At 62.6% G+C, this 15,741-nt stretch carries 13 protein-coding genes; 7 read left to right on the top strand and 6 right to left on the bottom strand.

The window, feature by feature from the left end; translation table 11 throughout:
- Positions 1-55 precede the first annotated feature (55 nt).
- Genes ATK06_RS03605 through ATK06_RS03590 form a run of 4 tightly spaced genes read right to left on the bottom strand, consistent with a single transcriptional unit; the run spans position 56 to position 3,281 of the window.
- A complete protein-coding gene (locus ATK06_RS03605; protein ID WP_231913565.1) occupies positions 56-427 on the bottom strand; it encodes a branched-chain amino acid transporter permease in 372 nt (123 codons plus the stop codon).
- Entirely contained in the window at positions 424-1,182 is a 759-nt protein-coding gene (locus ATK06_RS03600) for an AzlC family ABC transporter permease (RefSeq protein ID WP_048381884.1), read from the bottom strand. The genes ATK06_RS03605 and ATK06_RS03600 overlap by 4 nt, the downstream gene beginning before the upstream one ends.
- A complete protein-coding gene (locus ATK06_RS03595; RefSeq protein WP_197712615.1) occupies positions 1,182-1,835 on the bottom strand; it encodes a YqgE/AlgH family protein in 654 nt (217 codons plus the stop codon). Before ATK06_RS03595 ends, ATK06_RS03600 begins: the two co-directional genes overlap by 1 nt.
- A 9-nt stretch (positions 1,836-1,844) precedes the next feature.
- Positions 1,845-3,281, bottom strand: coding sequence for a CCA tRNA nucleotidyltransferase (locus ATK06_RS03590; protein WP_098389383.1), 1,437 nt, complete (start codon positions 3,279-3,281; stop codon positions 1,845-1,847).
- 72 nt (positions 3,282-3,353) lie between these two features.
- Between ATK06_RS03590 and ATK06_RS03585 the strand changes: the two genes are divergently transcribed.
- Complete coding sequence (locus ATK06_RS03585; RefSeq protein WP_083986219.1) at positions 3,354-4,076, top strand: NUDIX hydrolase; 723 nt, start codon at positions 3,354-3,356, stop codon at positions 4,074-4,076.
- Entirely contained in the window at positions 4,073-6,466 is a 2,394-nt protein-coding gene (locus ATK06_RS03580; RefSeq protein WP_053072929.1) for a hypothetical protein, read from the top strand. The genes ATK06_RS03585 and ATK06_RS03580 overlap by 4 nt, the downstream gene beginning before the upstream one ends.
- A 1-nt stretch (position 6,467) precedes the next feature.
- On the opposite strand, the gene ATK06_RS03575 is transcribed toward ATK06_RS03580, so the two are convergent.
- Positions 6,468-7,727: an ATP-binding protein gene (locus ATK06_RS03575; RefSeq protein ID WP_048381888.1), complete on the bottom strand. Its 1,260-nt coding sequence runs from the start codon at positions 7,725-7,727 to the stop codon at positions 6,468-6,470.
- Between the two features lie 467 nt (positions 7,728-8,194).
- Here ATK06_RS03575 and murJ point away from each other — a divergent pair, with 467 nt between their 5' ends.
- The gene (gene murJ / locus ATK06_RS03570; RefSeq protein ID WP_428839366.1) at positions 8,195-11,518 is read left to right on the top strand and encodes a murein biosynthesis integral membrane protein MurJ; all 3,324 of its coding nucleotides are present in this window, start codon (positions 8,195-8,197) and stop codon (positions 11,516-11,518) included.
- A gap of 359 nt (positions 11,519-11,877) precedes the next feature.
- Here murJ and ATK06_RS11045 read toward each other — a convergent pair whose 3' ends face one another.
- Positions 11,878-12,084, bottom strand: coding sequence for a hypothetical protein (locus tag ATK06_RS11045; RefSeq protein WP_143341386.1), 207 nt, complete (start codon positions 12,082-12,084; stop codon positions 11,878-11,880).
- 340 nt (positions 12,085-12,424) lie between these two features.
- Here ATK06_RS11045 and ATK06_RS03560 point away from each other — a divergent pair, with 340 nt between their 5' ends.
- The 4 genes from ATK06_RS03560 (at position 12,425) to ATK06_RS03545 (ending at position 15,631) form a co-directional block, all read left to right on the top strand.
- Entirely contained in the window at positions 12,425-12,979 is a 555-nt protein-coding gene (locus tag ATK06_RS03560; RefSeq protein WP_048381894.1) for an RNA polymerase sigma factor, read from the top strand.
- 19 nt (positions 12,980-12,998) lie between these two features.
- Positions 12,999-13,985, top strand: a complete 987-nt coding sequence (gene trxB / locus ATK06_RS03555) for a thioredoxin-disulfide reductase (RefSeq protein WP_048381896.1) — start codon at positions 12,999-13,001, stop codon at positions 13,983-13,985.
- Between the two features lie 82 nt (positions 13,986-14,067).
- The gene (gene trxA / locus ATK06_RS03550) at positions 14,068-14,391 is read left to right on the top strand and encodes a thioredoxin (protein ID WP_048381897.1); all 324 of its coding nucleotides are present in this window, start codon (positions 14,068-14,070) and stop codon (positions 14,389-14,391) included.
- 49 nt (positions 14,392-14,440) lie between these two features.
- Complete coding sequence (locus ATK06_RS03545; protein ID WP_048381899.1) at positions 14,441-15,631, top strand: N-acetylmuramoyl-L-alanine amidase; 1,191 nt, start codon at positions 14,441-14,443, stop codon at positions 15,629-15,631.
- Positions 15,632-15,741 lie beyond the last annotated feature (110 nt).

Raw genomic sequence — 15,741 nt, 5'->3', positions numbered from 1 at the left:
CAGCGGACGAGCCACGGGAAGCGGGCGCACATCCCTTAGCGCGCAGATGACGCCACTACCCGGCAAACACCACATTCACGAAAACCATGTACGTGGCCGTACCGCCCGCAATAGACAGGCCCAAGCTTCCGCGCCACCAATGCAAACCCAGCGTCACGGCCGTCGCAATCAAGCCTGCCGCAATGCCCCCAGGGTTTCCCCGCAAGCCGAAAAGCGTATAAATCACCAGCGCCACCATCACGCCAATCGGCATCGTCGCGCCCAGGCTGGCAACAAACGTAGAACGCCCCAGGACCCGCTGAAACAGGAACGGCGCCCACCGCAACAACACGGTCACAATACCGATCGGGATCAGAACCGCAGCCACATGCGCGAGCGTGGTCCCCTCCGGCAAACCGAAAGCCCCAGGAGTGTGCAACCAACTCACTTCTCGTCCACCACCTTCGGTGCACGCTCACCACGCGGGGCGAGCCGCAGCGCGCGATCCACGCCCGGCAACGCGAAGCGCAGACCCAACACACCCACGTACGCGGCCAACGCAATCACCAACATCTGCGCCGGAGCCACCAAGCCGGCGACTATCGCAAACACGCCAGCAATCAACACCAGCGACCAATCCCGGGCAGCCTTAAACGCGTCCCACGCCAACACTACAAACAACGCCGTCAACGCGAAGTCCAGGCCCTCCAGCCCGGGCGGAATCAACTGCCCGGCCAACGCGCCGACAATGCCCGGGATGACCCAAAATAGTTGGCACACCCACTGCACGGTAGCCACACGCACACCGGTGAGCTCCTGCTGTGGTTTGGTGGAGACGATGGCGTAGGACTCGTCGGTAAGCGAATAGGTGGAATATGCGCGCCCCAAACGCGACCGGATCAAGTTACGCGGGTAGGTCAGGCCGTAGAAGACGTGCCGGAAATTCACCAGGAAACCGGTGACTGCCGCGGACAGCGGGGAAATCGCCGAGGAAACCAGGCTGATCGCCAGGAATTCCGCGGAACCCGCGTAGATGATTAACGAGAAGATTGGCGCCCACCACCAGGCGTACCCCGACTGGACGATGAGCACGCCGAACGCGAGACCCAGCGGGATCAGACCCAGGCCCACGGCCCACGTGTCGCGGAGGCCCTTGCGGATCTCGGCGACAGTCGATGTTTCACGTGAAACATTGCCGTCCATCAGTTATCCACAACGTCAGCCGGGAACGTAGAAAAGAGCGGCAGCGGCATCGCTTGACGACGCATCACGTTCGCCCACAGATCCACATCCCCGGGAGTAATCACGTCACCCGGGAGGGCCGGGGCGACGAACCAATCGCCGCGTTCAATCTCGTCGTGGAGTTGTCCGGGGCCCCATTCGGCGTAACCGGCGAAGAGCCGGAGGCCGTCGATAAGCTCCGTGAGCTCCTCGGGGTCCTTCCGCAGATCCACGTGCACCAGACGGTTAGCCAGGCGGGTGAAGTAGGGGTGCTCTTCGATGCGCACGCCGTGGGCCGTCACGCCCAAGCCCACGACGGACTGCTGCTGCAGCGGCCCGCCGATGTAGAGGGCGGCCGGGTCGGCCAGTAGGTGCTCCCACTCCGGCATCACGTTGAACACGGCGACGTCCGAACGCGCCGCCAGATTCACGCCGAAAGTGAGGTACTCGTTGTGTTCGATCACCAGGACGACAGACCGATTAAACTCCGGCGACAACATACCCGGCGCAGCCACAAGCAACTGGCCGGGCTCCGGGTCCGTGCGCTCTAAAGCGTTGAAGAGGCGGTCGCCGTACAGACCGCCGGGGTATGGGTCGTAGTCGCTGGGGCCGCCGCCACCGAACGGATCAAACATGGGCACTCCTTAGCGTTGATTCCACCACGAGAGTAGCCGAGCCACCGCCTCATCGCGGTCAAGTGGACCTTCCTCAAGCCGCAATTCCTTCATAAAAGCCCAGGCCTGACCCACTTCCGGGCCCGGTTTAAGGTCCAGAATCTGCATAATTTCATTGCCGTCCAAATCGGGGCGAACGCGCGCCAAATCCTCACGCGCCGCGATGTCGGCGATCCGCTCCTCCAAGTGGTCGTAGGTGCGCTGGAGGCGGGCCGCCTTCTTCGGGTTGCGGGTCGTGCAGTCCGCGCGGGTCAACTTGTGCAGGCGTGGCAACAGGTCGCCGGCATCCGTGACGTAGCGGCGCACCGCAGAATCAGTCCACTGGCCGTCGCCGAAACCGTGGAAACGCATGTGCAGGAAGACAAGACGCGAGATGTCCTCGATCTCGCGCTTGGGGAACTTCAACGCGCGCAGGCGCTTGCGCACCATCTTCGCACCCACCACCTCGTGCTGGTGGAACGTCACCCCGCCACCAGGCTTCGCGGCGCGGGTCGCGGGCTTGCCGCAATCGTGCAAGAGTGCAGCCCAGCGCAGGATCAGGTCCGGGCCGTCTTCTTCCTGATCCATCGCCTGGCGTAGCACCTGCATCGAGTGGGCGTACACATCTTTGTGCTGCATGTGCTCGTCACGTTCCATGCGCAACGCAGGAACCTCCGGCATCACAATCTGCGCCAGCCCGGTTTCCACCAGCAGGTCCCAACCATCCCACGGCGCCACCCCAGCCATGAGCTTGTTCAGTTCGACGGTGATGCGTTCTGTAGTAATACGGCAAATCTGGTCGGCCATCGCCTTCATCGCTTCGACGACGCGCGGAGCCACCGCGAACCCCAACTGTGACACGAAACGCGCCGCGCGCAGCATCCGCAGGGGATCGTCGTCGAAGGATTGGGATGGGACCGCCGGGGTGTCCAGGCGCCCGGCCACCAGGTCGGGGAAACCGCCGACCGGGTCGTGGAAGGCGGCGTGGAGGCCGGAGGCGTCGATAAGCAGTTCCACTGCCATGGCGTTGACCTTGAAGTCGCGGCGGATCAGGTCGCCTTCGAGGGTGTCGCCGAAGGTGACGTCGGGGTTGCGGGAGATGCCGTCGTACTGGTCGGCGCGGAACGTGGTGATCTCGATCTGCTGGCCGTCCTTCTCCGCGCTGATCGTGCCGAATTCGATGCCGGTGTCCCACACGGTGTTCGTGTACGCCTCGAGGATCTCCTGGATCACGTTCGGGCGGGCAGAGGTGGTGAAGTCGAGGTCGTGGCCCAGGCGGCCGAGCAGGGCGTCGCGCACCGAACCTCCGACGAGGTAGAGTTGCTCGCCGCGTTCGTGGAAGGCCTTCGCCAACGGTTCCAGCACCGGGGCAAGGCGGTGGACCTCCGCCTCGGCGCGGGCGAGGGTCGCGGCCTGGTCAGGACTCATCACATCTGGGGAATTCACGCAGGACAGTCTACCTGGGCCACATTTAGGCACCCACGCTGGCTTAGGGATAGTATGGGCATGATGTCTACCTCAAACCAGAAACCGCGGCGTTCCAACGGCCGGCCCAACCGCCGCCGTTCCTCCGGCGCCGGCAAAAACTCTGGCACGGGGTCTCACTCAGGTGCTTCTCGACGTCGCCGTCGCCACCCCAAGCAGGGTCAAGGAAGTGCACGGGGCGCGCAGCGAGGCCGTTCGCGCAATGCCCGTGGCCATGCACCGCAGCGGCCCTCGATGCCCACGCGCGACGAGACGTCGGCAGGCGGCCTCATGGTTTCCGGCCTCGCCGAGGCTGTGCGTGACGACGGCACCGTGGACCTCTCCCGCGTCTACGTCGCCCTCATCGGCCGCATCGACCGGCGCGGTCGCCTCCTGTGGTCCATGCCGAAAGGCCACGTGGAACCAGGCGAAGGCTACGCTTCCACCGCCGAGCGTGAAGTGTGGGAAGAAACCGGCCTGACCGGGGAAGTGATCTCCGAGCTGGGCGTTATTGATTACTGGTTCGTCTCCGATGGGGTGCGCATCCACAAGACGGTGCACCACCACCTGCTGCGCTACGTCGACGGCGACTTGAACGACGAAGACCCCGAGGTCACCGAAGTGTCGTGGGTACCCGCCGACCACCTCATCGAACACCTCGCATACGCCGACGAACGCAAACTCGCCCGCATCGCCCACGACCAACTGCCGGATCTTGCCCGCGCGGAAAAGGCTGCCGGAAGGCTCACTCCGCGATGATGCGCACGCTTCGGGGGCTGCTCGCGGTCGGCGTCGCGGGCACCGTGCTGTTCGGCACCAGTTTCCCGGCCGCGGCCGCGCCGTTCCCGCAGAGCCCAACGCATCCCGATTACTCCGAACTGTGGGCGAATCCCGTGGTGCGCGTCGGTGAAAAGGACGCCGAAGAGACCCTCACAGCGGAACTGGTAGAAGTTACTCCGTTTACTTCCGACGGCTCCGTGAGCGCAACCGTGCGCCTGACAAACCGCAGCTCAGAACCCATAACGCAGGCCTCGATTACGGCGCGGCGCGCCGGCGCGGTAGCCACCGTTGCGGAGGCGCGGCGCGCGCTCGCCCAAGACGTGGGGGCATACACCACGGTCGGGGAGACGACCGCGCTCGAAGACTTAGCGCCGGGGGAGAGCGCCGAGGTCACGCTCACCTACGAAGCAGAGAACCCGCTATCGCTTAATTTTACCGGCACGTACCCGCTGCTCTTCGCCATTTCTGGGCAAGCGATCACCCCCGAAGGCGCGCGCTTAATCAGCACGTCGGAGCGCACTCTCATCCGCGTTGAGGCGGGCGCCTCCGACGCGCCTACCGACGCATCGCCAGATGCGGCGGTACCGGAGGTTTCACTCTTACTTCCGTTGACGGCGCGCACCTACATCACGCCCGGCGAGACCGGCGAAGCCCCCGAAGACCCGCCCCTTCTCCTCCAAAACGAAAGCTTCAGCGAGCAACTTTCCCCAGGTGGGCGCCTCTTAGAACTCCTAGACGTCTACGCGGATGCACTCACCGGGCCGGCGGCCGCGGGCACGTGCCTGGCCGTCGATCCCGCCATCGTGTACACGGCGTCCCGCATGGTTGACGGGTACCAGGTGGCGGGGGAGCGAGGTGTCGTCGATACGCAACCGCGCAGGCTCCGCGACTCCTGGACCACGGAGAACACAGCCCCCGACACCAGCGACGGCACCGGCGCCGACGCAGCCGCCACCTTCCTGGAGACCCTGCGGGGACTGGCCGCCGACCACTGCGTCACCGCCCTCCCGTGGGCCAACGCGGACCTCGGGGCCGTCGCACGCACCAACAACGCGTGGCTCATGCGCGAAACCCTGGAACGCGGCCAAGGCACCCTCGCCACCATTCTGGGCATAAAGCCGCGGACCAACCTGGTCATCCCCGGTTCCGGGTACCTGGAACCCGGCACCGAACCCACGATGGCGTGGGCCGACGCAACCACAACCACCGTCTTCGAAACGGGCGGGCTCGCCGCCGCGTGGGAGGCTGCCACCCAGGAAGACCGCGGGGCTCTGACCACCGCGGCGGCGCCTGGCGAACCCATCCCCGCGCAACAGCCTGTGGGCGTGCTCGTCGCCGGCAACACCGTCCAGGCGGATACCCCGATCGCGGACCTCGGGGCCAATATCCACGCCGTCACCTTCGACGCCTCGCTTGCCGCCACGCTCGCCGCGACCGGCGCGCAGCCCCGCACCACCGCGTACTCCAACCCGGCGTTCCGGTACGACTACCGCGTCGACTCCGAAACAGCCCGCGCGACGACCGCCGCGAACTCCCTCCACCTGGCACTCGGCACCGCCGCGCAAGACGAAGAACGCCTGCTCATCATGCCTCCCGCCGACGTCGACGCCTCCACCGCGCGCCTCATCGTGGACACGCTCGCCGGCGAAGACGTAGCCTACGTCCCCGCCACTGCTGCCGAAGTCAGCCCCGGAACGAACACGGGCACCCCATTTACCGACCCCGCCGCCTACGGCGACACGGAAGTCCAACCGCTGGCCCAGCAAGCGTTCATCGCCGATGACATTTCCCGCCTCCTCATCAACGACCCCGGCATCGCGCTGACCCGCTACGGGTACACCGCGCCTCTGCGCCGCGACATGATCACCGCGCTAAGCGCCACCGGCCGCTCCACGATCGCCGGGTTCGACACCTCCGTCGAGGCCACCCGCCAGCGCACCACCGTGCTGCGCGACACGCTGCGCGGCATCGTCAGTTCCGTCGCACTCCTGCCCCCGGGCAACGTGTTCACCCGCACCAGCGACAACTCACCACTGCTCATCGCCGTGCGCAACGGCCTCCCCCTGCCGGCGCACACGTCGATCAAATACACGTCCGACGACGGCATGGTCATCTCCACCCCCGACTCCGTCATCATCCCCGCGCGCGGCTCTCTGACCATCCAGATGACCGCCGACACCCCCGACGGTGAAAACGCCTCCACCGCGGACCTCTGGCTCGCGACCACCGACGGCGCCCGCATCTCCGACCCAATCACCATCTCAGTGCGCACGCGTACCGACGCCATCCGGATCGGCGTCGTCGCCGCCTCCATCATCGCCGCAGCCGGGCTAGCACTCATATACGGAATCGGGAAGCGGCGGCGTTAACTTAACCGAGCGCGGCTAGCGGGACTACCACTATTCCGTCAGGTCGCGTGTACAGTTCTTTCCCCGCATGCACAACCATTCCGGCCTTAAACTTCTCGCCTAATTTTTCCTGCAACCACAACAGGTGGGCAACGTCGTTGTCGCGTACCACACCGGAAAGTTTCACTTCGATGCCAACTACATTCTGGTAGGCGTCTTCTACAACAATGTCTATTTCCCTCTTTCCGTCAGCCGTACGCAAGTGCCGGGTGGTGGCGCCGAAGGACTCAGCCGCAACGCGCACCGTTAAGACAACGAGGGATTCAAAAAGCTGCGCCAAAATGTCTGCCGACTTTGGAGAACCACTCAACAAGCTCGCCTGGTTGAAACCTAAAACGCGGGCAGCCAAAGCGGGATCACACAGGTGATGCTTCGGCGCTTTAGCCAACCGTGGAATCCCTTCGTGAAGCGGACTCCAGGCATCCAAAGGCTCCAGGATCATGAGCTGTTCGAGGAGGGCCCGGTAAGCATTCGTCGTAGAGCGCGACGGCTTATCCGACTCTCCGGGTGTAGCCCGGTCCAAAATTTGCTGGTAGGTATCCATCCGTGATGTTGCCAACGCGTAGGCCTGCATCCAATGCCGTACCGCTTCGGGGTTTCTCACCTTCAGGCCTTGCTCTGGAAAGTCGTGCGTGACAATGCGCGACAAATACGAGTCCAACCGGACCGTCCTGATCCTTTCCGGTAAATCCATAATCCCGGGAAATCCAGACCGGCAGATTTCGTGCGCGTAGTCGGCAATGCCTGGCCCCAGCGTGGCAGGCTCGACAGCGCCGATCTCGCCGGCAAACAACGCTTCCACAACAACCCTGGTATCTGCGATAGGCCTTTCTTGGATACCAAATGGCCGCATCCTGACCGAATCAATCCGGCCCGCACCCGAGTGGATCGACGCTGAATCCGGCGGGTACGCACTTCCTGTCAGAAGAAAGGAAGCTGGATCTGCCCCGTCATCGACAGCCCGACGCACAATATCCCACGAGGAGGGGAAGCGTTGCCATTCGTCGAGAAGCACAGTCCCGGAATAAGAAGTGATCAGCTGTGGGTCCGCCTCAAGCATCGCGTGAACCGCGGGAAAGTCCATGCGTAACGTCGTGTGCGCACGCTGCAGCGCAGTCTCGGTTTTCCCCACGCCCTTCGCGCCCTCCAGGGCGATCGCCGGGAGATGCGGCAGGTACTCATCAAGCAGCTTATCGACGCACCGAGTGGTATACGCAGGCACCTAAATCCATCCTTTTTAGTCCGCTATTTTCGCACTACAAACACTATACTGTACAAATTGCAGGCGTTCTACCGGTCAAATTGCAGCATTTCTACCGGTCAAATTGCAGGTGCGAGCAACCACCAATAAGCCCGAACGCATACTTAACAGCCAGGGTTAATATCCCAGGTCGCGACCCCGCGACCCAAAACTCCCCACCTGGGATGTTAAGTCTGGCCGATAAATATGCACCCAAACTCACAACCCGCAACGCAGCGCGGTAGTTCGCGTAAATTCCACGCAACGACAACAATAGGCGTGTGACTGATTCAAATTCCGTGGCCACAAACGCCAGCGCCACCAACCCCGGCGCCCGCACCCAAGGCGTCCCGGTGGGGTTGCGTTCGCGCATCGTGGAGCCGTCTCCGCCGGCTCCGGTTCCGCAACCCCGCCCGAAGCCTGGTAACCGGGCGTCGGAGAGGGAGGAGGTGGTCGTCGATAAGTCTAAGTTGACTGCGGCCCCTGCTGCGCCGCCGGCTGCCCCGACCGCGACTGCCACAGCTGAGGCGACCGCACAGGCGACGGCATCGCAGGAGGGGACCTCCGACCGTGATGTGGTGCGTGCCTCCGGTTCGATGGCGGTGGCAACACTGATTTCGCGTATCACGGGTTTCTTCCGTAATGCGTTGATTGGCGCGTCGTTGGGCGGCGCGGTGGGGTCGGCGTTTACGGTGGCGAATACGCTGCCGAACTTGATTACGGAGATCGTGCTGGGCGCGGTCCTGACTTCGCTTGTGGTGCCGGTTTTGGTGCGCGCGGAGAAGGAGGATCCGGATCGGGGTGCGGCGTTTGTGCGTCGTCTGTTCACGTTGGCGTTCACGCTGCTGGGTGTGATTACGGTGGCGGCGGTGGTGGGTGCGCCGTGGCTGACTAAGACGATGCTTCGCGACGACGGCGAGGTCAACATATCGATGGCCACCAGCTTCGCGTACCTTTTGCTGCCGCAGATCATTTTCTACGGCCTGTTCTCACTGTTCATGGCGGTGTTGAACACGAAGGGCGTGTTTAAGCCGGGGGCGTGGGCGCCGGTGGCCAACAATATTGTGTGCATTGCGGTGTTGCTGCTGTACATGCTGGTCCCGGGGCGTTTGAATCCGGCGGCGTCGGTGACGATTCTGGACCCGCACGTCCTGCTTTTGGGGGCGGGTACCACGCTTGGTGTCGTCGTGCAGCTGTTGATTATGATTCCGCCGCTGAAGCGCGCGGGCATTGACCTGCGCCCCTTGTGGGGGATTGATGCGCGGCTGAAGCAGTTCGGCGGCATGGCCCTGGCGATTGTGGTGTATGTGGCGATCTCCCAGTTGGGGTACGTGATTACCACGAATATCGCATCGGCTGCGGATGAGTCCGCGCCGCTGATTTACCAGCAGCATTGGCTGCTGTTGCAGATGCCGTACGGGATTATTGGTGTCACGCTGTTGACCGCGATCATGCCGCGGCTTTCGCGTAACGCCGCCGACGGCGACGATAAGGCCGTGGTCCGTGACCTCACGATGGCAACGAAACTGACGTTCATCGCGCTGATTCCGATCGTCATTTTCATGACCGCCTACGGCCCCCAGTTGGCGACCGCGCTCTTCGAGTACGGCGCCTTCAACCCAGAAGATGCGTACACCCTGGGCCTGACCGTCAGTTTCGCGGCGTTCACGCTGATCCCGTACGCGCTGGTCTTGCTGCACTTGCGCGTGTTTTATGCGCGTGAGGAAGCCTGGATCCCAACCTTTATCATCGCGGGTATCACGATCACGAAGGTGGTGCTGTCGGCGGCGGCCCCGCTGGTGGCCAGTTCCACGAAGAATGTGGTCATCCTGTTGGGTGCTGCGAATGGTTTTGGTTTCGTCGCCGGTGCCGTGATCGGCGTGTTCCTGCTCAAGCGCAAGCTGGGCAACCTGGGTATGCGCCAGGTCTTGCGGACCTCCATGTGGGCGGCCGCGGCGGCAATCGTGGGTGTGGCGGCGTCCACGTTGACGCACTGGTTGCTGGGCTTGGTCTTCCCGGTCGACGAACTCGGCTCGATCGCCACCATCGTCCTGCTGGGCGTGTTGGGCGTGATCTTCCTGATCGTGACCGGCATCGTGCTGAGCTTCTCCCGCCTGCCCGAGGTCCAGAATCTGGCCGCGATTTTCCAGCGCATCCCGTTTGTGCGCCGCTTCATCCGCACGGACCCGGAGGAGCAGTTGGCTGTGGGCGAGGTGTCCCAGGAGGAGAAGGCTGTGGAGTTCTCCGGCCTGGATTCCTTCGTCGCGTCCCCAGTTCCGCCGCCCATGTCCGCGGGTGTGGTCCGCGGGCCACGCCTGGTGCCGGGAGCGCCGGTGTCCGACGGCCGGTTCCGTCTCCTGCGCGAGCACGGTACCGCCCAGGGCGCCCAGTTCTGGCAGGCGCAGGATTTGCGCACGAAGCAGTTGGTGGCGCTCACGTTCGTCGATACTGCGGGTGCATCCCCGCTGGCGCCTCTCACCCCGGCGCAGGCTTCGGCGAAGGCCGCTGAGGTGACGCGCCGTACGCAGGTGCTCTCGAGCCTGAAGCACCCAGGTATCGCAACCGGGATCCAGGTCCGGGGTTACCGGTCTGGCTGCATGGTTGTGGCTGATTGGGTGGAGGGGTCGTCGTTACGCAGTGTCGCTGAGGCCGGGGGAGTGGACCCGCAGGCGGCGGCTCTGGCGCTGTCGCCGATTGCGGCGGCGACGGGTGCGGCCCACGCGGAGCACGTGCCGCTGGGGCTGGATAACTGGTCGCGGATCCGCATTTCCACCGACGGTCACGCGGTGCTGGCGTTCCCCGCGGTCTTGCCGGATAATTCCCGCGCGGAAGACATGGAGGCTTTGGCCTCTGCACTGAATTTGCTTATCGACGACACCGCCCCCGCCGACGTCACCGCCGCTAAGAAGCTGGCCGAGCAGGCTGCCGACGATGATTCCGGCGAGTCCGAGATCACCCCAGAAGACATCGCCGAAGCTTTGCGACGCGCCGGTGAGGGCGAGGAACCCGTCCTCGACGTAGAAGTCGAACAGGCCCCCACCGTGGAGGCGCAGACCGGTTTCGGCGACCGCTCCATGACCAGGCGTGGCACCGGCCTCCTGATCGTCGGCGCGGTCGGCGTGGTGACCTTGGCGGCGGCCGCGGTGACATACATCGTGGGTGTGCTCGGCGGCGATGACCCCGACGCCCCGGTCACCTCCGATTCCCTCCAAGGCGCGGCGACCACCACGACGCAACCGCAGCGAATGTCCCTGGTCTTCCCTGCCACCGACGCCCGCGTGTGGGGCGCACCGGGCACCGACATCTCCATGGACAACCCCGAGGATGCGCCCCTGGCTATCGACGACGACCCCGCCACCTCCTGGGCCACCGCCGAATACCCCAACGGTTTGGGCACCAAGCCGGGCGTGGGCCTGCGCGTGGCGATCGCCGAGGACGTGTACCTGCAGCACCTGGTGTTGGACACCACGGATTCTAAGGGCGCGCACTACAGCATTTACGCCCTCCCACCGGAGGTCACCCCGGACACCCCGCTGGAGGAACTGCCGCGTATCGCCGACGGCACCATCCGCGGCGGCAAGACCAACATCGAACCCAAGACTGAGGGCGTGCCACGCTCTGGCGCGGTACTGATCTGGTTGACCACCATGCCCGTGGAATCGGGCCGCGTGGATATCAATGAGGTTTCCGTTATTGGTTCCTACAACCCACCGCCACTGCCGAAGTCCATCGAAGTGGAGGAACCTGCCGAGGCAGAGACTGCGACACCGTAGTTCACACGCCTCCGGCGTATTGCGCGAAACGCACCGGCTACTCGGCCGGTGCGTTCTTTTTGTTGCTCCACCAGGCGTCTATCAGAGTTAAACACAGAAAAGTGTGTCCTGCCGTGCTGCATCCCGCTCCGCGAGCCGGCCTTTTTATTTACTGGGTCACGCAGGTGAGTCTCGGATATACGCAGATTGCGCCGCGTGATACGAAAAAGACATTCTGCCAGTTAAGGCCCATTAAACCCCCAGGTGGATTTTTCCAGACGATCGCACAATGTCTTTTTCATATCACCGCCAAGCCCATGCCCCGCCGAGAGCGCGCAGTGCGGGGCGATGGGCACCCGTTTCCGGCCTGCTGGGCGGGGTTATCCCGGATTGGAACCACACTTTTCTTTACGTAACCCGTACACCAGGTGGGCGCCTGCTGCGATGATAATAGGCGGATAAATAATCTTGGACCAGACGCTGAGATCCTCGACAAAAGGAGTGATCACGAACCACGGAAGAATCTGCGCCACAATAAGCGTGATGAAAGCGAATCCGGCAATCCAACGATTCCATGTCGCACGCACAAAAATAAGGGGGATGGAAATTATCACGCTATATCTCAGAATGAGGGCGATGACAAATGAAATATCCCACAGATAAAGGGGATAAGAAAGTGGCCAGACCGAGACAGTGAGGTTCTGGTCAGGGGAAACAATCCACACGAAAAGGTGGAATGGCACGCACATGAGTACCAAAACAATGGTACGTAGATTCGTTTCATGCTATGTAACCCTATCGCTGAGCATCGATACAAGCCATCTCCGCAAGAGGTGGCGCGCCCCGTAAAACTATGGCATCATGGGGCACACTTCGCCGTGGGGTCGGCGGGGAAAGGAAAACTACGTACAAGGGGAACTCGGGGTTATGCACGGGGGAGACATTTATGCGTCCGCCACGGACGAATTTTTAACACGGCACCATCTGGCAGGGGATTCGCGCGCATTCAGGGAGATTGTGCGCCGCCACGAGCGCGCGGTCCGCTGGGTGGCGCGCCGGTATGCGCGCACGGAGGCTGATATTGATGACATCGTCCAGGACACCTTCCTGAAGGCCGCCCAGAAGATGGATACTTTCCGAGGGACGGCCAAGCTATCTACCTGGTTGCACCGTATCTGTATGAATGTGGGGGCAGATTTTATGAGGCACAGGTTTCGTCGTGAAGTGCCCACCGATTCCGCTGACCTCTCTACTTTTTATGCACAGTTAGCGTGGGACCCGCTGGATTCGTGGGACACGGCGTTGTGGGTGCGGGCGGCATTGCGGCACATTTCAGCGCAGCAGGTGGTTGCGTTGGTGCTTATCGACGCCTTCGGTTACTCCGTGAAGCATGTCGCCGCACGTGAGGGGGTGGCTGTGGGGACGATTAAGTCGCGTCGGGCGCGGGGTCGCGACTGCCTGCGCATGGTACTGCACGCCTAATACCTCTAAGATTGTCGCCATGATTACGTTGAACACGTCCGGAGATAATTCAGCACCAACGGGTGGCAATGATGACGCCACCGTTTACGATGTGGCGATCATCGGTTCGGGCCCTGCCGGCTACACCGCAGCCCTGTACGCTGCGCGCGCCGAGCTGAGCCCGATCGTTTTTGAGGGCTACGAGTTTGGTGGTTCGCTGATGAACACCACGGAGGTGGAAAACTACCCAGGCTTCCAGAACGGGGTGATGGGCCCCGAGCTGATGGAACAGATGCGTTCCCAGGCGCAGCGCTTTGGCGCGGACCTGCGCATGGAACTCGTCGATTCCGTAGAGCTCGAAGGGGACGTGAAGGTAATCCACGTGGGTTCCCAGACTTTCCGTGCACGCGCCGTCATCTTGGCCACGGGTGCCGCACCGCGCCTCCTGGGCGTCCCAGGGGAGCAGGAGCTCATGGGCCGTGGCGTGTCGTCGTGTGCAACGTGTGACGGTTTCTTCTTCCGCGACAAGGAGATCGTGGTCGTCGGTGGTGGGGACTCCGCCATGGAAGAAGCCACGTTCTTGACCCGTTTTGCGTCGAAGGTGACGTTGGTGCACCGTCGTGAAGAGTTCCGTGCTTCGAAGATCATGCTGGACCGTGCACGCGAGAATGAGAAGATCGAGTTCCTCACCAACAAGGTGGTTGAGGAAGTCGTGCAGGACGATAATAAGGTATCGGGCCTGATCCTCCGCGACACGGTGACCGGCGAGAAGCTGGAACTACCTACCGCCGCAATGTTCGTTGCCATCGGCCACGACCCGCGTTCGGCATTCCTGGACGGCCAGGTGAAGTTGAAGGAGGGGGGTTACGTGTGGGTCGACGAGCCGTCGACACGCACTTCCATCCCGGGCGTGTTTGCGTGCGGCGATTTGGTTGACGACCATTACCAGCAGGCCGTCACCGCCGCGGGCTCCGGATGCCGGGCCGCGATTGATGCGGAACACTTCTTAGCGGAGCAGGGTGCATAGCCGTTTTCTATGGTGTGGGTTTTCCACGTAGACTGGGGCGGAATTTGATGAAGAAAGAATCCGCCCCAACCAAAGGAGAACGATGAGCAACGTCATCGACGTTACCGAGTCCACCTTCAAGTCCACGGTCATCGAGTCCGATAAGCCCGTGGTCGTTGATTTCTGGGCAGCGTGGTGTGGCCCATGCAAGAAGCTTTCGCCCGTGATCGATGAGATCGCCAGCGAAATGGGCGACAAGGTCACGTTCGCGAAGGTCAACGTCGATCAGGAGCGTTCCCTGGGCGCGATGTTCCAAATCATGAGCATCCCAGCTGTCCTTATCTTTAAGGATGGCAAGAAGGTGGATGAGTTCGCGGGGAACCGCCCGAAATCTGACATCATTGATGTGATTAATAAGCACCTCTAAGTGCTAGTGTTGATTTTTAGTTCTGTTACTACGAAAAAGGGGTCATCTGGTGCCGCAAGTTTTACGCGTTGGTGACCGTAGCCCGCGCGTCGCCGAAGTTCGTCTCACCTTCTCCCGCCTTGGGATGCTCGGAGACTACGACGGCCCGCACCCCACCACTGAAGGCTCTACCACGCAATTCGCCGATGAGGAGCAGCTTTTCGACGCCCCCCTGGCCGTCATCGTGAAAGCCTTCCAACAGTCGCGCGGCATCGTGCCCAGTGGCAACATTGACGAACTGACACTGCGCGAACTCCGTGGCGCCTCCTATTCGCTGGGCGCCCGCGTCCTCGTCTTCGACGAAGAAAACTTCGTCACTGGCGACGACGTCTCCCAACTCCAGAATCACCTCCAAGAGCTGGGCTTCTACACTTCGCGTATCGACGGCGTCTTCGGCACAAATACCGAAACAGCACTCAAGTCCTACCAGCTCAACTCCGGCCTCGAGCCTGATGGCGTGTGTGGCGACGACACCGTCCGCGCCCTGAGCCTCCTCGGACGCCGCATCACCGGCGGTTCCCTGCAGTCAATCCACGAGCGTGAATACGTCCGCGCCGCCGGCCCCTCGCTGCGTGGCAAGAAGATCGTCCTCGACCCGGGCCTCGGCGGCGATGAAGCCGGCCAAGTAGTCCGCGGCAAGCATGGCAGCATTAGCGAAGAGGAAATCCTCTGGGACATAGCCGCCCGCACCCGCGAACGCATGGAAAAGCTGGGCGTGGAAGTTATTATCTCCCGCCCGCGCGGCGATAATCCTGGCCCGCGTGCACGTGCCGCCATGGCAAACGCCGCGAAGGCCGACATCATGATCTCCCTGCAAGCTGACCAGTACCCGAACGAGAAAGCCAACGGCTGCGCAACCTTCTACTTCGGTTCAGAAATCGGCAACTCTTCAATGACCGGCGAAATGCTTTCCGGATACATTCAACGCGAAATTTCCGCACGCACCTCGCTGACGAACTGCGGTAATCACGCCCGCACGTGGGAATTGCTTCGCCTAACGAAGATGCCAACCGTCGACGTCGTCGCCGGCTACCTTTCCAACCCCCACGACGTCGCCGTGCTAACCGATCCAAAGCAGCGCGACGCCATCGCCGAAGCGATTGTTGTCGCGGTGAAGCGTCTCTACCTCCTCGACGAGGACACCCACGCCACCGGCACGTACAACTTCTCCGAACTGCTTGAGGCCGAACACGGGGCGTAGGAGTTTAGGAGCGCTGGGAGGCCTTACTGGGCGCAGGATAACGTACCCAATTCTGCGCTAAAGCGTAGCGCATTACTTCGCACACGCCAGCCGTCGATATCGCGCGAATG

Source organism: Corynebacterium renale (assembly GCF_002563965.1).
Lineage (GTDB): Bacteria > Actinomycetota > Actinomycetes > Mycobacteriales > Mycobacteriaceae > Corynebacterium > Corynebacterium renale.
The sequence above is the reverse complement of the archived record's forward strand: the minus strand, read 5'-3'. Positions and strand labels throughout refer to the sequence as shown.

Bases quoted from the DNA above. Each gene is read 5' to 3' on its own strand.
- trxB (WP_048381896.1), top strand. From the start codon at position 12,999: ATGATTACGTTGAACACGTCCGGAGATAATTCAGCACCAACGGGTGGC.
- ATK06_RS03585 (WP_083986219.1), top strand. From the start codon at position 3,354: ATGGGCATGATGTCTACCTCAAACCAGAAACCGCGGCGTTCCAACGGC.
- trxA (WP_048381897.1), top strand. From the start codon at position 14,068: ATGAGCAACGTCATCGACGTTACCGAGTCCACCTTCAAGTCCACGGTC.
- ATK06_RS03560 (WP_048381894.1), top strand. From the start codon at position 12,425: ATGCACGGGGGAGACATTTATGCGTCCGCCACGGACGAATTTTTAACA.
- ATK06_RS03590 (WP_098389383.1), bottom strand. From the start codon at position 3,281: ATGAGTCCTGACCAGGCCGCGACCCTCGCCCGCGCCGAGGCGGAGGTC.
- ATK06_RS03580 (WP_053072929.1), top strand. From the start codon at position 4,073: ATGATGCGCACGCTTCGGGGGCTGCTCGCGGTCGGCGTCGCGGGCACC.
- ATK06_RS03595 (WP_197712615.1), bottom strand. From the start codon at position 1,835: ATGTTTGATCCGTTCGGTGGCGGCGGCCCCAGCGACTACGACCCATAC.
- ATK06_RS03600 (WP_048381884.1), bottom strand. From the start codon at position 1,182: ATGGACGGCAATGTTTCACGTGAAACATCGACTGTCGCCGAGATCCGC.